Origin of the sequence: Saccharopolyspora sp. NPDC000359, assembly GCF_040300525.1 — a bacterium.
Classification (GTDB): domain Bacteria; phylum Actinomycetota; class Actinomycetes; order Mycobacteriales; family Pseudonocardiaceae; genus Saccharopolyspora.
The window spans coordinates 200,185-219,460 of the sequence record NZ_JBEPDU010000001.1 but is presented as its reverse complement, the minus strand read 5'-3'; the positions used below and the strand labels follow the sequence as shown (position 1 = coordinate 219,460).

Genomic DNA, 19,276 nt, shown 5'->3' with positions numbered 1-19,276 from the left:
CTATGTGCACAAGCACCACAAGTCCGCACCATCCAGTGGTGCTGTCGCCCATCCGCCGGGTTGCGAGGAAGGGAACCTTCCTGTCACCGAACACCGGAAAGGAGCTGATCAGCGACGGCGGGTCGGACTACCGTCCACGTCATGGTCGAGCCGGAAGAAATTCGCACCGAGCGCCTCGTGCTGAGCCGCGTCCAACCCACCGACGCCGACGCCTACCTGGCCCTGAACGCCACCGCGGACGCCTACCCCCACGACAGCCGGTTCCAGCGCCCGCCGGAGCAGGCGCGCGAAGAGCTGGACTGGTACTGCGCGAAGTGGGAGGCGGACGGAATCGGCTACTGGACGATCCGGCTCGCCGGCACCGGCGAGGTGATCGGCTTCGGCGGCCTCCAGGCCAAGGAGGCGGACGACGACCCGGTGCTCAACCTCTTCTACCGCTTCTTCCCCACCGCCTGGGGCAACGGCTACGCGACGGAGATGACCCGGGCCGCGCTCAGCTGGGCACGCGACCACCGGCCCGACCACACCGTGGTGATCACAACCGACGTCGGCAACACCGCGTCGATCCGGCTCGCCGAGAAGCTCGGCTTCGCCCCGCACGGGCAGCGCGAGCGCGACGGCCACCCCGAGCTGGTGTTCCGGCTCGCACCCGCGGCGACGTGAGCATGGGAACCTTCCTGTCACCCCCGCCGCAGAACAGCTGCTCAGCGGCGGGGCGGTGCAGTACCGTCCACGGGATGGTCGAGCCAGCAGAAATTCACACCGACCGGCTGGTGATGAGCCGCCTGACGACCGCCGACTCGGACGCCTTCATCGCGGTGCACAGCGCGCCGGAGGCCTACCCGCACGACGACTGGTCGCGGCGGTCCCCGGAGCAGGCCCGCGAGCTGCTCGACTGGTTCCTGGACGACTGGAGCACCGACGGCATCGGGTACTGGACGATCCGGCTCGCCGACACCGGTGAGGTGATCGGCTTCGGCGGCATGCGGCACGCGTGGGAGGTCGGCGAGCACGTACTGAACCTCGCCTACCGGCTCTGGCCGAGCGCGTGGGGCAACGGCTACGCGCCGGAAATGGCCCGAGCGGCGCTGCACTGGGCTCGCCAGCACCGCCCCGAGCGCCCCGTGGTGATCGTGACGGACACCGGCAACGCGCCCTCGGCGCGCGTCGCCGAGAAGCTCGGCTTCACGCTGCACCGGGAGCGGCACCGCGACGGCCGACCGGAGCTGGTGTTCCGCTCGACGTGAGCATGGGAACCTTCCTGTCACCCGCCGCGCCCGGCGACCGGGTCAGGAGTTGACGATGGTGACCTGCCGGGTCTCCGACGGCCCGTCCCAGGTGCGCGGCAGCGGGGTCGCGACGTCCGGGGCGACCGTGCGCACGATCGCGTCGAGCGCTTCCTCGGCCTTGCCGACCCACAGGTGCTTGGTGTCCGGGAACCCGGTCACCTCCGCCTGCGGGATGGCGGCGAAGCGCTCGCGGGCCTCTTCGGGGCGCAGGTAGTCGTCGAACTCCGGGATCAGCGCGTGCACCGGCTTGCCCGAGTCCGCCCAGGCGCGCAGGTGCTCCTCGGTGCTCCAGCGCAGCGGCGGGGAGATCAGCACCGCACCCTCCACCAGCGGGTCCAGGCCGTGCACCAGGGTCAGGTCGGTGCCGAACGACCAGCCCACCAGCCACACGTTCGGCAGATCGTGGAACTCGGCGTACTCCAGGGCCGCCGCCACGTCGAACCGCTCGGCGTCGCCGCTGTCGAAGCTGCCCTCGCTGCGGCCCGCCTCGCTGGCCGTGCCGCGCGTGTTGAACCGGAGCACCGCGAGGTCGGCCAGCGCGGGCAGCCGGAACGCCGCCTTGCGGTAGATGTGCGAGTCCATCATGCCGCCGTGGGTGGGCAGCGGGTGCAGGCAGACCAGCGTGGCCCGCGGCGGCCGCGATTCCGGCAGCGCGAGCTCGCCGACCAGCCGCAGGTCGTCGGCGGTGTGCAGGGTGATCTGCTCGCGGCGGGCAGGCAGCATCGTGTTGGCGCGGATCTCGGTGCTCATCGCCCCCGATCCTGCCACGAACGGGTGGTGGGCACGGTGTGACGTGCTACGACCAGCGTCGCGTCGGCCCGCGGCGGGACCGCGCGTTCCAGCAGCCGTTGTGCCAGTGGCGCCGCTCCTCGACGCCGCCGTGCGCCGCGCTCGGCCACGCCACCACGTGCGCGACGCCGGGCCGGATCTCGTGGTCGCAGCCGGGGCACCGGTAGACCTTGGTGGCCTGCGCGGCGGGCACGGTGCGCACCATCCACTCACCGTCCGGACCGTGCTCGACGCGGGACGCGCCGAAAGCAGTGCCCATCGCGCGGTGGCTGGTGTCAGCCGTGGGGCGGCGCTGCGGGCGATTGCGTCTGGGCACGCCAACAACCGTAACGGTCCGGCTACGGGGCGGGCGGTGGCAGGTGCGGCCAAGCCTGCCCGGCCAGGCCGCGGGCGAACTCGCAGGCGTCGATCCCGGTCATCCCCGGCACGGCCACCACCAGCTGCGCGACCTCGACCTGCCCGCCGCGGCCGAACGGCAGGTGGGCGGTCTCGGCCGAGCACAGCGGGACCTGCGGGTCGCCGCCGACCACGCTGATGACGGTGCGGCGCCCCGCGACCTCCTCCTCGACGGCCGCCCCGTGCAGCACCCTCGGCGGCTCGCCCGCGGTGTGGGTGAGCTGCACGCGCGGCGACTCGACGACCGGCTCACCCCAGGAGCACTGGTGCCCGGCGGGGCTCGGCTGCCCTTCGGCCCCCTCCAGCCCCGGGACCTGCTGCACCGCGGCGGAGTCCAAGACGTTGCACGGGTCGACCAGGGCCAGCGAATCCGCCGGGAACTCGCGGTGCCCGACCCGATGCTGCTCGATCGCGGCGGCGGCCGCGTCCGCGCCGGCCTCGGCGATGCCGCACAGCCCGGACGCCGGATCACCCGCCAGCAGGGTGGCGCTGACCCGCAGCGCGATGTCGTCGGCGAACAGGACCTGCCGGGTGCAGTGCCCGGGCAGCGGCGCGTTCCGCACGATCCGCAGCGAACCGCGCGGCACGACCGGATCGCCCTGCGGCCCCTGGGCCCGGCCCAGCTCACCGACCGCGAGCTGCACCAGCGAGCCGTTCGCCAGCTCGACGTGCAGCAGGCAGTAGTCGAGCGAAACGGTGCCGGCGTCCGCGGCGGAACCGAACTCCCGCAGCGCGGCGGGGTCGGTCAGCGTGCAGGGGTCCACTGTGCGCAGGTCGCCGAGCAGGGCCCGCGCGGTGCCGTCCAGCTGCGACGCGGCGGGCGCGTGCGGTGCACCGCCCGGAGTGCACCCCGCCACCAGCAGCACCCAGAACAACAGCAGCGGCAGGCCTCGGTGGCGGAGACGCGGCGACATCGATCCACCCTAACCCGGCGCGGCGGCCAGGAGCCGCGAGCAAGGGAACCTTCCTGTCACCCACACCCGCCAGGTGCTGCGAGCAAGGGAACCTTCCTGTCACCGAAGGCCGGAAGGCTCCCACCGCTCGTCGAGCTATTCGTCGAAGTTGCGCTTGGCCAGGTCGAAGATGCGGTCGATCGCCTGGGCCGCGTCGGGGCCGGTGGCGTGCAGGACGACCCGGTCGCCCTTCCGGGCGCCCAGCCCCATCAGGCCCAGGACGCTGGCCGCGTCGGCCTCGTGGTCGCCGAGGGTGATCCTGACGTTGGCCTGCAGGCCGGTCAGGCTGCGCGCCAGCAGCGCCGCCGGGCGCGCGTGCAGGCCGACCTCGTTGGTCAGCTCCAGCTCCTCGCGGATCTCCTGCTCAGCCTCCGCCGCACCCGCTTCGGCGGGTTCGCCGCCTTCGGCCGCCGCTTCCGCGGCCCGGGCGACCGCCGCCATCGGTTCGCCGCCCTGGGCGGCGACGGCCGCGGCGACCGCGCCTTCGACCAGCGGCGCGTCCGCGACCAGGGCCGTGCTCGGGTCGCCGAGCGATTCCACCGCGAGCTCGGCGATCATCTGGGCGCTGCCCAGGTCGTAGAGCACCACCGCGCCCGAGCCGGTGTTGGCGTCCGACAGGGCCGCCGAGACCTTCTCGAAGTCCGTGCCGACGTTGCCGTCCGGCAGCCCGCCAGCCGCGACCACCCGCACGTCGGGTGCCATCTGCTGGGCGAGCTCCACGACCCCTTCGGCGAGCCGGGTGCTGTGCGAGACGATGACCAGTCCGACGCTCATGAGCGGGCTCCCGAGGCTTCAGCGAATGCGGACAGCAGCAGCGCGGTCGAGCGCGCGCCCGGGTCGATGTGCCCGGCGCTGCGCTCCCCGAGGTAGGAGGCGCGGCCCTTGCGGGCCACCAGCGGTTCGGTGGCCTGCGCACCTCGGTGGGCGGCTTCGGCGGCCGCGGCCAGCACCTTCGCCGGGCTCTCCCCGGACTCCGCGGCGCTCTTGGCCGCCTCCACCGCCGGGGTCAGCGCGTCGACCATGGTCTTGTCCCCGGCCGCCGCGCGCCCGCGGGCGACCACGCCTTCCAGCCCGGCCTGCACCGCCTTGGCGACCGCCGCCCCGTCCAGCTCCGAGGCGTCGCCGACGGCGGCCGCCGCGCGCAGGAACGCCGTGCCGTACAGCGGGCCCGAGGCGCCGCCGACGGTGGAGATCAGGACGGTGGCGCACAACTTCAGCACCCCGCCGGGCGTCTCCGGGGCGGCGGTCTCCGCCTTGGCCACCACCGCGCGGAAGCCGCGGTCCATGTTCTCCCCGTGGTCGGCGTCGCCGATCACGCGGTCCAGCTCGATCAGTTCGTCCCGGTGCTCGGCGACGGTGGCCGCCCCCGCCCGCAGCGCCGCGATCACGTCTTGTGCAGTGCAACCCATCCGGTGCTTCCCCCTCACCAGTGCAGCGCGGCGGTGTGCACCGGCGCGTCCCAGAGCTCGGTGAGCTCGTCGTCCAGCTTCAGCAGGGTCAGGCTCATGCCCTGCATCTCCAGGCTCGTGATGTACGGGCCGACCAGGCGCCGGCGCACGCGGATGCCGCGCTCGGCCAGCAGCCGCTCCGCGATGCCGTGCGCCAAGTAGAGCTCCAGCAGCGGGGTTCCGCCCATCGAGTTGGTGAACAGCAGCACCTCGTCGCCGGAGCTGAACGGCAGGTCCTCCAGGATCGGCTCCAGCAGCTGCCGCACGATCTCGTCCGCCGAGGTCAGCGGCACCCGGGCCCGGCCGGGTTCGCCGTGGATGCCGATGCCGACCTCCACCTCGTCGGGGCCGAGGTCGAAGCTGGGCTGCCCGGCGTGCGGCACGGTCGGCGCGGTCAGCGCCATGCCCATCGACCGCGCCCGGGCCACCACCCGCCGGGCCAGCTCCTCGCAGCGGTCCAGGTCGGCGCCCTGCTCGGCGGCCGCGCCGACGATCTTCTCCAGCAGCACCGTGCCGCCCACCCCGCGCCGACCGGCGGTGTGGGTGGAGTCCTTGACCGCCACGTCGTCGTCCACGATGACGCTGCGCACCGGGACGCCGTCGAGCCCGGCCAGCTCCGCGGCGGTCTCGAAGTTGAGCACGTCGCCGGTGTAGTTCTTGACCACCAGCAGCACGCCAGCCCCGGCGTTGGTCTCCTCGATCGCCGCCTGCACCGCGTCCGGGGTCGGCGAGGTGAACACCGCGCCCGGCACGGCGGCGGCCAGCATCCCGGGCCCGACGAACCCGCTGTGCAGCGGTTCGTGCCCGGAACCGCCGCCGGACACCACCGCGACCTTGCCCGGCACGGGCGCGTCCGCGCGCACCACGACCGCCGGGTCGGTGCGGACCCGCAGCAGGTCGGGGTGCGCCGCGGCCATGCCCTGCAGCGACTCCGCGACCACCGCCGCCGGATCGTTGATGATCTTCTTCACCCGCTGGCCTCCTTGCCTGCGCCGCTCACCGCCGCGCCGTGTGCTCTCCGGAGCGCCCCCGAGCCCGGCCGGGGGTGCGAGAGCAAGGGAACCTTCCTGTCACCCACGGCGCAAGCCCAGCGGAAACGGCGAGTCGATCAGCGCCCGCGCACCAACTTGATCAGCCGCACCATGCGCCGGATGGTGCCCTTGGAGCGGCCGAAGTTCATCGGGTTCAGCGGGATCCGGTACCGGAGGCGGGTGACCGACTGGGGGCGGGTGAACTCGCGCAGCCCGTCGGCGCCGTGGATCCGGCCGAAGCCGGAGTCGCCGACCCCGCCGAACGGCAGCGCGGGCACCCCGGCGAAGGCGACGACCGAGTTCACCGCGACCATGCCGGTGCGCAGCCGCCGCGCCAGCTCCGCGCCCCGGGAGCGGGAGAACACCGTCGCGCCCAGCCCGTAGCGGGTGCTGTTGGTGCGGGTCACCGCCTCGTCGACGTCGCGGACCCGCTGCACCACGATGGTGGGCCCGAAGGTCTCCTCGGTGATCGCGAGGGAGTCCTCCGGCACGTCGGCGAGCACCACCGGCTCCACGAACGGCGGGCGCACCGAGTGCTGGCCGCCGACCAGCGCGCGGCCGCCGCGCTCCAGCGCGTCGTCGATGTGCCGGCGGATCACGTCCACCTGCGCGGGCATCGTGATGGGCCCGAAGTTCGCGCTCGGCTCGCCGCCCGGCCGCAGCTTCTCGGCGCGTTCCCGGACCATCTCGGTGAACCGGTCGGCGACCGCGTCCACCACGTAGACCCGCTCCACGCCGATGCAGGTCTGCCCGGCGTTGGACATCGCGCCCCACACCGCGGCGTCGGCGGCCGCGGCCAGGTCCGCGTCGGCGTCGACGATCAGCGCGTCCTTGCCGCCGCACTCGACCAGCACCGGGACCAAATCCTGCGCGCAGGAGGCCATCACCCGCTTGCCGGTGGCGGTGGAACCGGTGAAGGCGACCTTGTCGACGCCGGACCGGCACAGCGCCGCCCCGGTCTCCCCGAAGCCGGTCACCAACCGCAGGACCGGGTGCTCCGGGACCGCCTCGGCAAAGCTGTCGACCAGCCACTGCCCGACGCCTGGGGTGAGCTCGCTGGGCTTGAACACGACCGAGTTGCCCGCGGCCAGCGCGTAGGCGATGGAACCCATCGGCGTGAACGCCGGGTAGTTCCACGGGCCGATCACGCCGACCACGCCGAACGGCAGGTATTCGACGGTGGCGGTCTGGTTGGCCATGAGCACGCCGGAGGAGACCTTTCGGCGCTTGAGCACCTTCTCCGCGTTGCTGGCTGCCCAGTGCAGGTGGTCGATCACCAGCACCAGTTCCAGCCGGGCGTCGTCGAGCGGTTTGCCGGTCTCCGCGCAGATCACCCCGGCCAGCTCGTCCACGCGCTTGGCCAGCAGCTTGCGCCACGCGTCGAGCCGCTGCTTGCGGCCGGTGAAACCGAGTTCGGCCCAGGCCTCCTGGGCCTCGCGGGCGGCCGCTGCGCTGGCCTCGACCTCGGCCGCGGAGTGGATCGGATGGCTCCCCACGACCTCACCGGTGCGGGGGTCGATCGAGTCGAACGTCGTGGTCTCCGCGCTGGTCGCGGGCGGAACTGCGACGTCTCCTCGGGCGGTCTGGGTCATGGCCGGCCTCCCACCTCTACATCGGTCGTTGTCATCGTGCAGCCTACGGAATCCGGGGGCCGACCGGGACCGTCAAGCTGCGGGCAGCTTGCCCCGCACCTGCCGGGCCAGGTTCGCCGCGCTGACGCAGGGGTCCATCGGGATGCGCCGTAGGTTGGCGGTCTCGACCTGCACGTACTCGGTGCCCTCCACGGTCCTGCGGTGCTGCCACTGGACCGCGCAGGCCGGTGGGTCGGTGCGGACCTGGACCGTGGTCGGGACGCCGCCGAGGTCGATCGGCGGCAGCGGCGGCGCACCCGGCGGGATGTCGGTGCGGTCCATCTGGCCGAGTTCGAACTTGACCTTCGCCACGACACCGTTCTCCGCGACCCACGAGCACTCGTACAGGCCGCGGCCGCCCTCGTCGTCCGGGACGCCGCCCGCCATGGCGTCGCGCAGCACGGCGGGGTCGGCGATCTGGCACGGGTCGAAACCGGCCAGCCCGCCCGAGGTCCGCGCGTTGACCGGCGGCGCGGTCCGCACCACCTCGATCGCGTCGGTGAGCATCTGCACCGCTGGCGAGCAGACGTCGGCCTGGGTGCCGGAGAGCTGGATCGCCACGCCGCGCGCGATGCCGAAGGACTTCAGGTCGGCACCGGTGTGGGCGGCGCTGGCGAAGCAGGTGCCGGAGCTCTCGCTGAGCTGCGCGGGCAGCCCGCCGATCCGGTGACGGCTCGGGTCCTGCACCCCGTGGTCGAAGTGCAGCGTGACGCTGAAATCCTCGCCGTCGTGGTCCTTCATGTAGTTCGAGCAGGTCCCGAGCCCGCTCGGGCTGAACTCCGGGCTCGGCTGGCCGTACTGCTCCAGGCCGGTGGCCCGCAGCGTGCCGCACACGTCGACCCCGCGCAGCCGCTCCGGCGCGAACGCCGGGTCCAGTAGGGCTCCCGCGCGGTCCACCGGGAGCTCGGGCAGGTCGACGGTCCGCCGCTCGGAGGCGGTCGGCTCGATCCCGGGCGCCGCAGCGCAGCCGGCCACGGCCAGCACGCTGAGCAGCGCGGCGATCAGGGGCGCGGGTCGGAACACGCCGATCACACTAGCGATCGACCTGCGGGCCCGGGACGGGAACCGGTCGTTCGACCGGCGGTCCTCACTGCTCGGCGGTCTCCGCGGGTTCGTCGGGGACCCTGATCGGGCGCAGCCGGGCCCAGGCGATGAACACCGCGGCGAACACGAGCATGCCGACGCCCGCCCACAGGTTGATGTTCACCCCCGCGGACTTGTCGACCTCGGTGTGCGGCTGCACCAGGCTGACGACGACGAGCACCGCGCCGTAGATGACGAACAGCAGCGCGATGACGGTGCGGATGTCGAAGGCACCCGCGGTGTGGCCGGAACGACCTGACATCTCAAGGACCTCCTGGGCTCAGGCGAAGATGATGTTGAGGACGATGACCAGCAGCAGGGCGATGCCGGCCAGCAGGCCCGGACGCCGGTACCAGCCCGCGTCCTCACCGCTGGTGGCCGCCTGCCGCGCCGACCGCGGGGTCAACCCGTACACCAGCCCGGTCAGCTCGGCTTCCGGCTTGGGCCGGGTGACCAGGCTGACCACGACGCTGACGATGATGTCGACCACGAAGGCCACCCCGGCGCCGACGAAGCTCGCGCCCTGGCCCGGCAGGTCCAGCACCCCGGTCTCCGACATCGCGAACACCACCACCGCCGAGATGGTGCCCAGCACCAGGCCCGCCCACCCGGCGTGCGGGGTCATCCGCTTCCAGAACATGCCCAGGATGAACGTGGCGAACAGCGGCGCGTTGAAGAACGAGAACAGCTGCTGCAGGTAGTCCATCAGGTTCGAGTAGCCCGACGCGATGAACGCGGTGCCCACCGCGGCGAGGGTCGCCCCGACGGTCACCCACCGGCCCATGTTCAGGTAGTAGCGGTCCGCCCGGTCCCGCACCACGTAGGCCTGCCAGATGTCGTAGGTGAACACCGTGTTGAACGACGACAGGTTCGCCGCCATGCCCGCCATGAACGACGCCAGCAACCCGGCGAGCGCGATTCCCAGGATCCCGTTGGGCAGCAGGTCCCGCATCAGCAGCAGGATCGCGTCGTTGTAGTCGACCGGGGCGCCTTCCGGCCCGCCCGCTTCCTTGAACGCCCCGAGTTCCGGGATCACCACGGCCGCGATCATGCCGGGGATGATCACGATGAACGGGATGAACATCTTCGGGAAAGCACCGATGATCGGGGTGCGCTGCGCGGCCGACATGCTCTTGGACGCCATTGCCCGCTGCACCTCGACGAAGTTCGTCGTCCAGTACCCGAACGAGAGCACGAAGCCCAGGCCGAACACCAACCCCACGACGCTCCACACCGGGTTGGCGAAGCCGGTCAGCTCGGTGCCCGGCCACGTCGACAGCTGCTCAGCGCCCCCGGGACCACCCGAGACCTTCTCGACCAGGCCCTGCACGCCGCCGACCTTCACCAGGCCCACGATGGTCAGCGGCAACAGCGCCGCCACGATCACAAAGAACTGCAGCACCTCGTTGTAGATCGCCGCCGACAAGCCGCCCAGCGCCGTGTAGGAAAGCACGATCGCCGCCGCCACCAACACCGAAATCCACAACGGCCAACCCAACAACGCATTCACGATGCTGGCCAGCAAATACAAATTGACCCCGGCGATGAGCACCTGCGCCACCGCGAACGAAATGCCGTTCACCAAATGCGCGGCCTTGCCGAACCGCCGCAGCATGAATTCCGGAACACTGCGCACCTTCGAGCCGTAGTAGAACGGCATCATGACCACGCCCAGGAACAGCATGGCGGGCACCGCACCGACCCAGAAGTAATGCATCGTCGGCATCCCGTACTGCGCGCCGTTCGCCGACATGCCGATGATCTCGATCGCGCCCAGGTTCGCCGAGATGAACGCCAACCCCGTCACCCACGCGGGCAGTGCCCGGCCGGACAGGAAGAAGTCCAGGCTCGTCGACACCGCGCGCCGCGCCAAATACCCGATCCCCAGCACGAACGCGAAGTACAGCGCCAACAGCGCGTAATCGACGGCATTCGCGTCCAACAACCGTCCCTGGGCTAGCAGCACCGCTGCCCCACCTCCAGACCCAACAAAGTCCAACGACAACCACCACTGGACAACCGCAGCCGGACAGTACCGCACAGTGCCCCAGCTCACACCGGGCCGATATCAATTCGTTGGATCCGCAGCTGAATCGATCACCCGCGGCCCCGCGCGCGGCCATGCGAGTGATATTGCGGAGCGCGACACCCGTGCAACGGATTGTGACCGGTACCGTCGGAGCAGGCACACGCGCAGCGGCCGAGGGGGAGGAGCTGTGAACGCCCGAATCGACCTGGCGATCGCGACCTGTCTCACCGACGACTCGATCGACCCCACCGCCGAGTCCGACCCGGGAGCCGAGCGGCCAACCGGATTCCTGCGGCACCTGAGCGACCTGGTCGCCCCGTGGTCGGCGTTCCACCTGAACACCTGCCGCGCCCACCACGGCCCCGACCACACCTGAGCTCAGGCGCCGACACCCTCCAGCAGGGTGCCGACGACGCGCGCCGCCAGCTCGTCGACGTCGCCACCGGCCCGCCCGACCTCGGCAGCCTCGGAGATCAGCGCGTAGTAGACCCGTCGCGCCCATTCCACGTCCACGTCCGGGCGCAGCGCACCTGAATCCTTGGCGCGCTGGAAGAGCCGCACGCACGCCTGGCGCACCTCGTCATGGATGCGGGCGACCTCGCCGGTGGCGGCCCGGCTCATCGCGAACCCCCAGTCGACCTTCACCCGCAGCACGTTGGCGGCGGCCTGGTGCAGCGCGACCAGCGGCGGGGCGGCGTCCGGACGGGCCGCCGCGACCGCGTCGCGGAACTGCTCGGCGGCCCAGGCGGCCATCGCCTCCACCAGCGCTTCCCGGCTGGCGAACCTGCGGTGCACCGTGGTGCGCGCGACCCCCGCGGCTTCGGCGATCCGCCCCATGGACGCGGCTGGGTCCGCCCGCAGCACTCGCTCAGCGGCCTCCAGGATCACCTGGATCGTCCGCTCCGAGTCAACCCGCATCGCTCGCGTCACGGCCGCGAACACTACCTCAGCGTCCCAACTCTCCGCTCAGTTGCCACAATTGTGTCGCATCTATATCGTCTGATGCATCAACCAAGATGCAACAGGGAGGCAGGCGTGGACCTGCAACTGTCCGGGAAGACCGCTCTCGTGACCGGCGCCAGCCGCGGGATCGGCCTGGCCACCACCGCCGCGCTCACCGCAGAAGGCATGCGCGTGATCGCCGCGGCGCGCACCACCTCGCCGGAACTGGCGGCCACCGGCGCCACCGTGGTCCCCGCGGACCTGTCCAGCCCAGGCGCACCGCAGCGCCTGGTCGACCAGGCGGTCGCCGAAGTCGGGCCGCTCGACCTGCTCGTGAACAACGTCGGCGGGGGCGACGACGACCTGGTCGCCGGATTCGCCGACCTCACCGACGAGCAGTGGCAGCGCACCTTCGAGCTGAACTTCTTCAGCGCGGTCCGCACCACCCGCGCGGCGCTGCCGAGCCTGCTGAGCCGCGGCGGCACCATCATCACCATCTCGTCGAACGGAGCGCGGCAGCCGCACACCGGACCGATGCCCTACACCACCGCCAAAGCAGCGCTGACCGCCTTCAGCAAAGCGCTGGCCACCGAGGTCGGACCGCACGGCGTCCGGGTCAACACCATCTCCCCCGGCCCGACCCGCACCGCGCTCTGGGAGAGCCCCGACGGGCACGGCGCGAAGGTCGCGCAGGCCCTCGGCATCCCGCAGCAGGAACTGCTCGCCCGGCTCCCGGCCGAAGCGGGCATGACCACCGGGCGACTGGTCGAGCCGACCGAAGTCGCGGCGCTGGTGGCCTTCCTCGCCTCACCGCACGCCGCGAGCACCGCGGGCGCCGACCATCTCGTCGACGGCAACGCCGTCAAGACGGCCTGACGTGAGCATGGGAACCTTCCTGTCACCGACGGCCGGGAGGTTCCCGCTCAGCCAGGCCGGGAAGCTCAGAACAGCCGGTACTCGTCCGGCTCGATGCCCCGCAGCTGGTCGTAGTCCAGGACCACGCAGCGGATGCCGCGGTCCTCGGCCAGGGTGCGGGCCTGCGGCTTGATCTGCTGCGCCGCGAACACCCCGGTGACCGGCGCCAGCAGCGGGTCCCGGTTGAGCAGCTCCAGGTAGCGGGTCAGCTGCTCGACGCCGTCGATCTCGCCGCGCCGCTTGATCTCCACCGCCACGCTCGCGCCGTCGGAGTCCCGGCACATCAGGTCGACCGGGCCGATCGCCGTCGGGTACTCGCGGCGCACCAGCGACCAGCCCTCGCCCAAGGTCGTCACGTGCTCGGCCAGCAGCTCCTGCAGGTGCGCCTCGACGCCGTCCTTGACCAACCCCGGTTCGACACCCAGTTCGTGCTTGGAGTCGTGCAGGACCTCTTCGATGCTGATCACCAGCTTCTCGCCGGCCTTGTTCTGCACCGTCCACACGCCGGGGTCCTCGATCAGCCAGCACGGCGGGCTCATCCAGTTCAACGGCTTGTAGGCCCGGTCGTCGGAGTGCACCGACACCGAACCATCGGCCTTCACCAGCAGCAGGCGCTGCGCCATGGGCAGGTGCGCGGTGAGTCGGCCGACGTAGTCCACCTGGCAGCGGGCAATGACGAGTCGCACCCGGCACAGCGTACGGGCGTCGATCGACGAGCCGAGCACCCCGGGGCAACCCGCCGGTAGGGCAAGGGCGGACCTCGCGGTTCCCACTGGCCGAGATACCGTTACCGCTCGTGTCATTCGCCCGAACGCTGCTGCGCGTCAAACCCGCTGAGCAAATCGCCGACGAGGGCTCGCACACCCAGCTGCGCCGCACCCTCGGCCTGGTGCCCCTGGTGGCCCTCTCGGTCGGTGCGACGCTCGGAACCGGAATCTTCGTGGTGCTGGCCGAAGCCGCCCCGGCCGCCGGTCCCGCAGTGGTCGTGTCGTTCGTGCTCGCCGGGCTGGCGGCGCTGTGCTCGGCCCTGTCCTACGCCGAACTCGCGGGCAGCGTCCCGGTCTCCGGCTCGGCCTACTCCTACACCTACGCCACCCTCGGCGAACTAGTCGCCTGGATCTGCGGCTGGTGCCTGCTGCTGGAGTACGGCGTGTCGGTCGCAGCGGTCGCGGTCGGCTGGGGCGGCTACCTCAACGAGTTCCTGCAGGGCACCATCGGGGTCACCATCCCGGACGTGCTGTCCGCGCCGCCCGGCGAAGGCGGCATCATCAACATCCCGGCAGCGCTGATCGTGCTGCTGGCCATGTCCGTGCTGCTGCGGGGCGTGCGGGAGAGCGCGCGGGCCACCACGATCACCACGCTGCTCAAAATCGCGGTGCTGGTGTTCTTCGTCGCCGTGGCGATCACCGCGTTCAACTCCGAGAACATGACGCCGTTCGCCCCGTACGGGTTCGCCGGGATCTCAGTGGGCGCCTCGGCCGTCTTCTTCTCCTTCATCGGCTTCGACGCGGCCTCCACCGCGGGTGAGGAAGCCCGCAACCCGAAGCGGGACCTGCCGCGCGCGATCATCCTGTCGCTGGCCATCGTGACCGCGATCTACGTGCTGGTCGCCTTCGCCGCGGTGGGCGCGGTCGGCGTCGACGTGCTCTCCGGCTCCAACGCGTCGTTGGCCACCGCGCTGCGCATCGTCACCGGCCAGGGTTGGGCGTCGGTGGTGCTCGCCTTCGGCGCGGTGATCGCCATCGCCTCGGTGGTCCTCACCGTGCTGTACGGGCAGACCCGAATCCTGGTCTCGATGTCCCGCGACGGCCTGATGCCGAGCATGCTGTCGAAGGTCAACCAGCGCGCGGTCCCGGCCCGCAACACGCTCGTCGTCGGGGTCGTGGTGGCGCTGCTGGCCGCGGTGGTGCCGCTCAACCAGCTCGCCGAGGCGACCAGCATCGGCACCCTGGTCGCGTTCAGCCTGGTCAACGTCGGTGTCCTGGTGCTGCGGCGGACCCGGCCGGAGCTGCCGCGCAGCTTCCGGACGCCGCTGATGCCGTGGATCCCACTGCTGGGCCTGGCGCTGTGCGTGTACCTGATCTTCGGCTTGGACGCGATCACCTGGCTGACCTTCGCGGTCTGGACGGTCATCGGCCTGGTGGTGTACTTCGGCTACGGCCGCCGCAGGTCCAAGCTGAACGGCTCCGCGGGCTGAGCGGAAGGGAACCTTCCTGCCACTGCCACGCGCCCGGGGTGACAGGAAGGTTCCCATCCTCACGTCCCCGAGGGGCGCAACCAGACCGCGGCGTCGCCGGGCAGCGCGCCGCCCTCCAGCGGGCAGCTGGCCAGCAGCACCGGGCCGGGTGGCAGCGGCACGGCGGCGGGACCGGTGTTCACCACGACCAGCACGTCGCCCCGCCAGAACGCGAGCACGTCGCCGGTGTTGCGGTCGGTGTCCCAGCAGAACGCCTCGTCACCGCCGAGCCCCCGGCGCAGCCGCAGCGCGGAGCGGTACAGCTCCAGCACCGAGCCCGGATCTCCGCGCTGGGCTTCGACCGAGTAGTCGCCCCAGCCAGCGGGCTGGGGGAGCCACGGCGAGCCGCTGCTGAACCCGAAGGAGGCACCGCCCCGGGTCCACGGCAGCGGTACCCGGCAACCCTCCCGGCCCCGGTCCTTGCCACCGTTGCGCTTGGGGTCCCGCAGCACCGCCGCCGGCAGGTCGGCCACCTCCGGCAGCCCCAGCTCCTCACCCTGGTACAGGTACGCGGAGCCGGGCAGCGCGAGCGCCAGCATGATCAACGCCCGCGCCCGCCGGGTGCCCAGCGCCAGGTCGGTGGCCGGTTCGGTACCGCCGGTGGCCAGCCAGACCCCGGTGTCGACGTCGCGGGGCAGGCCGAGCACCGACACCTGCCGCACCGAGTCGTGGTTGGCCAGCACCCACGTCGCCGCCCGCCCCACCGACCGCGCCGCCGCGGTGGACTCCGACACCACCCGCCGGTAGTCCGCGGCGCGCCAGCGCACCCGCAGGAACTCGAACTCGAACGCCTGCTGCAGCTCGCCGGGCCGCAGGTAGCGAGCCCGCTGCTCGCCGCGCACCCACGTCTCGGCGACGCCGATCAGCGGCGGGTCGAACTCGTGGAACACCCGGTTCCAGCCGCGGTAGACGTCGTGCACCTCGGGCCGGTCCAGGAACGGGTGGTCCGGGTTGGCCGCGAAGTCGTCCAGCCCCGTGCTGCCCTCCCCGCCCACCACGTCGCGCAGCGGTTCCCGCAGGTCCTTGACCAGCGCGGCGGCCACGTCGATCCGGAACCCGTCGACGCCCCGGCGCCCCCAGAAGCGCAGGATCTCGGCGAACTCCGCGCGCACCCGCGGGTCGCGCCAGTTCAGGTCGGGCTGCTCGGGCGCGAACAGGTGCAGGTACCACTGCCCGTCCGGGACCTGGCTCCAGGCCGGCCCGCCGAAGCGGGACTCCCAGTTGCTCGGCGGGCGTCCCGGGGCCCGCCCGGCGCGGAAGACGTAGCGCTCGCGCTCGGCTGAGCCCGGACCGGCCGCCAGTGCTCGCTGGAACCATTCGTGCTGGTCGGAGGTGTGGTTCGGGACCACGTCGAGCAGGACGCGGAGCCTGCGGTCGTGCGCGGCGGAGACCATCCGGTCGAAGTCGGCCAGCGTGCCCAGCTCCGGGTCGATGGCGCGGTGGTCGGTGATGTCGTAGCCCGCGTCGCGCCACGGCGACCGGTAGCAGGGGGTGAGCCAGAGCGCGTCCACGCCGAGGTCGACGAGGTGGTCCAGCCTGGCGGTCAGGCCCGGGAGGTCGCCGAGGCCGTCGCCGTCGGAGTCGGCGAAGCTGCGCGGCAGGACCTGGTAGACGACCGCGTTGCGCCACCACGGGGTTGGCACGGTTCCCCCCTTCGACTCCGCGTCCGGTGCAGCCACAGGATGGCCCGGGATCGCCGGGGTGGCTCGTTCAGCGTTGTCGTGCAGTGTTTTTCGCGTTCCACTCCGGAGTTTCACCTGATCAAGCGACCCCGAAACACGTGCGAACGGGTGTTCGACCCTGGATCATGGAGACATGGCACCGCTGATCAGCACCTACGACGCAGCCGAGGGCACCGCCGCCAGTGCCCGGTCGGCAGCGGTGTCCTGGACCGATGCCGACGTGGTCGCCCGGATCCAGGCCCTGGAGGAGTCCATGCGGGCGGACATGTTCGAGCAGCTCCAGCTGATCGCCGAAGCCGAGCACCGGGGCCTCTTCGGCGCCGAGGGCGCGCGGTCGATGCCCGCCTGGCTGCAGGGGTTGCTCAACATCGACCACCGCGACGCCAAGGGGCGCGTCACCGTGGCGCGCGCCGTCGAGGACCGCATGACGCTGTACGGCGAGCCGGTCAGCGCCGACCTGCCCGCCACCGCGGCCGCCATGGCCGAGGGCGCAATCGGCCTGGACCACGCGAGGGTGATCGTCACCGGCGCCAAGAAGCTCCCGGAGCACGCGCGGGGCACCATGCTGGCCGAGGTCGACCAGGCGCTGGCCGGGTGGGCCAGGGAAATGCCGCCGCGCGAGCTGGCGGTCCTCGCCGAGCGCCTCCGCTACCTGCTGGACCAGGACGGCGCCTACCGGGACGAGGAGGTCCAGCACGAGGCGCGCGAACTGCACCACGCCACCGCGCGCGACGGCATGCTGGTCATCAAGGCACGCCTGGACCGCGAAACCGGCGCGAAGTTCACCGCGCTCATGGAGCCGCTGGCCGCGCCCCGCCCGGAAGCCGACGGGGAGAAGGACCCCCGCACCGCGGGCCAGCGCAACGCCGACGCGCTCGCCGCGATCCTGGACCTGGCCGCGGGTTCCGAAGCGGTGCCACGCGCTGGCGGCCAGCGCCCCCACCTGTCGATCACCATCGACTTCGACGACCTCAGGCGCGGCCTCGACCGCGCCGACGAGGACGGCATGCCGGGCACCCTGGACGCCACCGACCAGCCGATCACCGCCGAGAACATCCGCCGGATCGCCTGCGACTGCGAGGTGCTGCCGATGGTCCTCGGCGGCGACGGCCTCCCCCTCGACGTTGGCCGGACCAAGCGAACCGCGCCCACCCACATCCGCGCCGCGCTGCTGCAGCGGGACGGCGTCTGCGCCTTTCCCGGTTGCGACCGCCCACCCGGCACGCCCGACGCGCACCACATCGTCTCCTGGGTGGACGGCGGCCCGACCGAACTGTCCAACCTGGTCATGCTGTGCGGGCACCACCACCGCACGGTGCACTCCCAGCGCTGGGGAGTCGCGGTGCAGGACGGCCGCCCCACCTTCACCCCACCATCCACAGTGGACCTCTCACGCACCCCGCGACCAGGTGGCCGCGCAACACCGGTCGAGCACCGCGCGCTCATCGAGCGGCAGCTGCGAAGACCGCGGGGTGGGGCGAACGCGCTCGCGTGCTGAGCGAGCGCGTCGCCCCCGCGCGCCCGCGGTCCGGCACCATGGGCCACATGGAGCAGACGAGCAGCCACGAGGTGTACGCGAATCCCTGGATGTCGGTGCGCGAGGACGGGGTGCGCCGGGCCGACGGGACCGAAGGGATCTACGGGGTCGTCGACAAACCCCACTACGCGCTGGTGATCCCGCTGGACGGGGACCGGCTCCACCTGGTCGAGCAGTTCCGCTACCCGCTGGGCCTGCGGCGCTGGGAGTTCCCGCAGGGCACCGCACCGGACCGGCTGGAGGTCGAGCCCACCGAACTCGCCGCCCGCGAACTGCGGGAGGAAACCGGCCTGCGGGCGGCGAACCTCGTCGAGCTCGGCACCCTCGACGTGGCACCGGGCATGTCCAGCCAGCGCGGGCGGGTGTTCCTGGCGACCGGCCTGACCCCCGGCGAGCACGAGCGCGAGCTCGAGGAGCAGGACATGCGCACCGCCTGGTTCCCGCGCGTGGAGTTCGAGAAGATGATCGCCACCTCGGAGATCACCGATGCGCAGACCATCGCCGCCTACACCCTCCTGCTCCTGCACGAGCGCCAACAGGCGTGAGCCTCAGGTCTCGTCCAGCACCGACCGCAGGAACCGGCGGGTCCGCTCGTGCTCCGGGCGCTCGAAGAGCTCCTGCGGCGGCTTGTCCTCCAAGATCCGCCCCCGGTCGAACATCAGCACCCGGTGCGAGACGTCGCGGGCGAACTTCATCGCGTGCGTCACGCACAACATCGTGATGTCGCTGGACCGGGCCACATCGCGCAGCACGTCGAGCACCTCGGCGGCCAACTCCGGGTCCAGCGCCGAGGTGATCTCGTCCAGCAGCAGCACATCTGGGCGCATCGCCAACGCGCGGGCGATCGCCACCCGCTGCTGCTGGCCGCCGGACAACTGCGTCGGGTAGGCCTCCAGCTTGTCCGCCAGGCCCACCAGCTCCAACAGCTCCCGTGCCCGCTGCTGCGCTTCCTCCACCGGCACGCCCAGCACGTGCACCGGCGCCTCCGTGACGTTGCGCAGCACCCGCATGTTCGGGAACAGGTTGTACTGCTGGAACACCATGCCGATGTGCTTGCGCACCTCGCGCAGGTGCTTCTCGTCCGCGGGCACCAGGCGGTCGCCCCGACGCACGTGCGTCAGGCATTCGTCCCCGACGTGGATGGTGCCGCCATCGACCCGTTCCAGCGTCATCAGCAGCCGCAGGATCGTCGTCTTGCCCGACCCGCTCGGCCCGATCAGGGTGACGCGCTCCCCGGGCCGGACCGCGAAGTCGAGCTCGTCGAGCACCACGTTGTCGCCGAACCGCTTGACCACCCGGTCGAAGCGGATCATCT

Annotated in this window: 21 protein-coding genes; 7 read left to right on the top strand and 14 right to left on the bottom strand. The window is 71.9% G+C overall.

What is annotated here, in order from left to right; translation table 11 throughout:
* The first annotated feature begins 141 nt into the window (after nucleotides 1-141).
* Entirely contained in the window at nucleotides 142-663 is a 522-nt protein-coding gene (locus ABT324_RS01170) for a GNAT family N-acetyltransferase (protein WP_351169593.1), read from the top strand.
* Between the two features lie 74 nt (nucleotides 664-737).
* Complete coding sequence (locus ABT324_RS01165) at nucleotides 738-1,247, top strand: GNAT family N-acetyltransferase (protein WP_351169590.1); 510 nt, start codon at nucleotides 738-740, stop codon at nucleotides 1,245-1,247.
* A gap of 42 nt (nucleotides 1,248-1,289) precedes the next feature.
* Here the strand turns inward: ABT324_RS01165 and ABT324_RS01160 are convergent, their stop codons facing one another.
* From ABT324_RS01160 to ABT324_RS01115, 10 genes are all read right to left on the bottom strand, one after another.
* Nucleotides 1,290-2,039, bottom strand: coding sequence for an alpha/beta hydrolase (locus tag ABT324_RS01160; RefSeq protein WP_351169587.1), 750 nt, complete (start codon nucleotides 2,037-2,039; stop codon nucleotides 1,290-1,292).
* Nucleotides 2,040-2,085: 46 nt separating this feature from the next.
* A complete protein-coding gene (locus tag ABT324_RS01155; protein WP_351169584.1) occupies nucleotides 2,086-2,394 on the bottom strand; it encodes an Rv1322 family protein in 309 nt (102 codons plus the stop codon).
* Between the two features lie 22 nt (nucleotides 2,395-2,416).
* Nucleotides 2,417-3,388 carry a DUF3558 domain-containing protein gene (locus tag ABT324_RS01150; RefSeq protein ID WP_351169581.1) on the bottom strand — a complete coding sequence of 324 codons (972 nt, stop codon included), beginning with the start codon at nucleotides 3,386-3,388 and terminating at the stop codon, nucleotides 2,417-2,419.
* Nucleotides 3,389-3,523: 135 nt separating this feature from the next.
* A complete protein-coding gene (dhaM, locus tag ABT324_RS01145) occupies nucleotides 3,524-4,201 on the bottom strand; it encodes a dihydroxyacetone kinase phosphoryl donor subunit DhaM (protein ID WP_351169578.1) in 678 nt (225 codons plus the stop codon).
* The gene (dhaL, locus tag ABT324_RS01140; protein WP_351169575.1) at nucleotides 4,198-4,836 is read right to left on the bottom strand and encodes a dihydroxyacetone kinase subunit DhaL; all 639 of its coding nucleotides are present in this window, start codon (nucleotides 4,834-4,836) and stop codon (nucleotides 4,198-4,200) included. Before dhaL ends, dhaM begins: the two co-directional genes overlap by 4 nt.
* A 14-nt stretch (nucleotides 4,837-4,850) precedes the next feature.
* Nucleotides 4,851-5,846 carry a dihydroxyacetone kinase subunit DhaK gene (dhaK, locus tag ABT324_RS01135; RefSeq protein ID WP_351169572.1) on the bottom strand — a complete coding sequence of 332 codons (996 nt, stop codon included), beginning with the start codon at nucleotides 5,844-5,846 and terminating at the stop codon, nucleotides 4,851-4,853.
* A 137-nt stretch (nucleotides 5,847-5,983) separates the two neighbouring features.
* Nucleotides 5,984-7,498: an aldehyde dehydrogenase family protein gene (locus ABT324_RS01130; protein ID WP_351169569.1), complete on the bottom strand. Its 1,515-nt coding sequence runs from the start codon at nucleotides 7,496-7,498 to the stop codon at nucleotides 5,984-5,986.
* A 72-nt stretch (nucleotides 7,499-7,570) separates the two neighbouring features.
* Nucleotides 7,571-8,560 carry a hypothetical protein gene (locus ABT324_RS01125; protein ID WP_351169566.1) on the bottom strand — a complete coding sequence of 330 codons (990 nt, stop codon included), beginning with the start codon at nucleotides 8,558-8,560 and terminating at the stop codon, nucleotides 7,571-7,573.
* A 64-nt stretch (nucleotides 8,561-8,624) separates the two neighbouring features.
* Nucleotides 8,625-8,882: a hypothetical protein gene (locus tag ABT324_RS01120; RefSeq protein WP_351169563.1), complete on the bottom strand. Its 258-nt coding sequence runs from the start codon at nucleotides 8,880-8,882 to the stop codon at nucleotides 8,625-8,627.
* An 18-nt stretch (nucleotides 8,883-8,900) separates the two neighbouring features.
* The gene (locus ABT324_RS01115; protein WP_351170031.1) at nucleotides 8,901-10,583 is read right to left on the bottom strand and encodes a sodium:solute symporter family protein; all 1,683 of its coding nucleotides are present in this window, start codon (nucleotides 10,581-10,583) and stop codon (nucleotides 8,901-8,903) included.
* 253 nt (nucleotides 10,584-10,836) lie between these two features.
* On the opposite strand from ABT324_RS01115, the gene ABT324_RS01110 reads away from it, so the two are divergent.
* Nucleotides 10,837-11,025, top strand: a complete 189-nt coding sequence (locus tag ABT324_RS01110) for a hypothetical protein (RefSeq protein ID WP_351169560.1) — start codon at nucleotides 10,837-10,839, stop codon at nucleotides 11,023-11,025.
* A gap of 2 nt (nucleotides 11,026-11,027) precedes the next feature.
* On the opposite strand, the gene ABT324_RS01105 is transcribed toward ABT324_RS01110, so the two are convergent.
* Nucleotides 11,028-11,579, bottom strand: coding sequence for a TetR/AcrR family transcriptional regulator (locus tag ABT324_RS01105; RefSeq protein WP_351169557.1), 552 nt, complete (start codon nucleotides 11,577-11,579; stop codon nucleotides 11,028-11,030).
* A gap of 105 nt (nucleotides 11,580-11,684) precedes the next feature.
* Here ABT324_RS01105 and ABT324_RS01100 point away from each other — a divergent pair, with 105 nt between their 5' ends.
* Nucleotides 11,685-12,467, top strand: coding sequence for an SDR family NAD(P)-dependent oxidoreductase (locus tag ABT324_RS01100; RefSeq protein WP_351169554.1), 783 nt, complete (start codon nucleotides 11,685-11,687; stop codon nucleotides 12,465-12,467).
* 65 nt (nucleotides 12,468-12,532) lie between these two features.
* On the opposite strand, the gene nucS is transcribed toward ABT324_RS01100, so the two are convergent.
* The gene (nucS, locus tag ABT324_RS01095; RefSeq protein ID WP_351169551.1) at nucleotides 12,533-13,192 is read right to left on the bottom strand and encodes an endonuclease NucS; all 660 of its coding nucleotides are present in this window, start codon (nucleotides 13,190-13,192) and stop codon (nucleotides 12,533-12,535) included.
* 110 nt (nucleotides 13,193-13,302) lie between these two features.
* Between nucS and ABT324_RS01090 the strand changes: the two genes are divergently transcribed.
* Nucleotides 13,303-14,703 carry an amino acid permease gene (locus ABT324_RS01090; protein ID WP_351169548.1) on the top strand — a complete coding sequence of 467 codons (1,401 nt, stop codon included), beginning with the start codon at nucleotides 13,303-13,305 and terminating at the stop codon, nucleotides 14,701-14,703.
* A 59-nt stretch (nucleotides 14,704-14,762) separates the two neighbouring features.
* Here ABT324_RS01090 and ABT324_RS01085 read toward each other — a convergent pair whose 3' ends face one another.
* Entirely contained in the window at nucleotides 14,763-16,385 is a 1,623-nt protein-coding gene (locus ABT324_RS01085) for a glycoside hydrolase family 13 protein (protein WP_351169546.1), read from the bottom strand.
* 172 nt (nucleotides 16,386-16,557) lie between these two features.
* On the opposite strand from ABT324_RS01085, the gene ABT324_RS01080 reads away from it, so the two are divergent.
* Together ABT324_RS01080 and ABT324_RS01075 are read left to right on the top strand one after the other, a co-directional pair.
* A complete protein-coding gene (locus ABT324_RS01080) occupies nucleotides 16,558-17,922 on the top strand; it encodes an HNH endonuclease signature motif containing protein (RefSeq protein WP_351169543.1) in 1,365 nt (454 codons plus the stop codon).
* Nucleotides 17,923-17,969: 47 nt separating this feature from the next.
* Nucleotides 17,970-18,506: an NUDIX domain-containing protein gene (locus tag ABT324_RS01075; protein WP_351169540.1), complete on the top strand. Its 537-nt coding sequence runs from the start codon at nucleotides 17,970-17,972 to the stop codon at nucleotides 18,504-18,506.
* A 3-nt stretch (nucleotides 18,507-18,509) separates the two neighbouring features.
* Here ABT324_RS01075 and ehuA read toward each other — a convergent pair whose 3' ends face one another.
* Nucleotides 18,510-19,274 (bottom strand): ectoine/hydroxyectoine ABC transporter ATP-binding protein EhuA, encoded by a 765-nt coding sequence (ehuA, locus tag ABT324_RS01070; protein ID WP_351170028.1) that lies wholly within the window; start codon nucleotides 19,272-19,274, stop codon nucleotides 18,510-18,512.
* Nucleotides 19,275-19,276 lie beyond the last annotated feature (2 nt).

Coding starts and splice junctions, on each gene's coding strand:
- ABT324_RS01170 (WP_351169593.1), top strand. CDS start 142: ATGGTCGAGCCGGAAGAAATTCGCACCGAGCGCCTCGTGCTGAGCCGC.
- ABT324_RS01165 (WP_351169590.1), top strand. CDS start 738: ATGGTCGAGCCAGCAGAAATTCACACCGACCGGCTGGTGATGAGCCGC.
- ABT324_RS01160 (WP_351169587.1), bottom strand. CDS start 2,039: ATGAGCACCGAGATCCGCGCCAACACGATGCTGCCTGCCCGCCGCGAG.
- ABT324_RS01150 (WP_351169581.1), bottom strand. CDS start 3,388: ATGTCGCCGCGTCTCCGCCACCGAGGCCTGCCGCTGCTGTTGTTCTGG.
- dhaM (WP_351169578.1), bottom strand. CDS start 4,201: ATGAGCGTCGGACTGGTCATCGTCTCGCACAGCACCCGGCTCGCCGAA.
- dhaL (WP_351169575.1), bottom strand. CDS start 4,836: ATGGGTTGCACTGCACAAGACGTGATCGCGGCGCTGCGGGCGGGGGCG.
- ABT324_RS01130 (WP_351169569.1), bottom strand. CDS start 7,498: ATGACCCAGACCGCCCGAGGAGACGTCGCAGTTCCGCCCGCGACCAGC.
- ABT324_RS01120 (WP_351169563.1), bottom strand. CDS start 8,882: ATGTCAGGTCGTTCCGGCCACACCGCGGGTGCCTTCGACATCCGCACC.
- ABT324_RS01080 (WP_351169543.1), top strand. CDS start 16,558: ATGGCACCGCTGATCAGCACCTACGACGCAGCCGAGGGCACCGCCGCC.
- ABT324_RS01075 (WP_351169540.1), top strand. CDS start 17,970: ATGGAGCAGACGAGCAGCCACGAGGTGTACGCGAATCCCTGGATGTCG.
- ehuA (WP_351170028.1), bottom strand. CDS start 19,274: ATGATCCGCTTCGACCGGGTGGTCAAGCGGTTCGGCGACAACGTGGTG.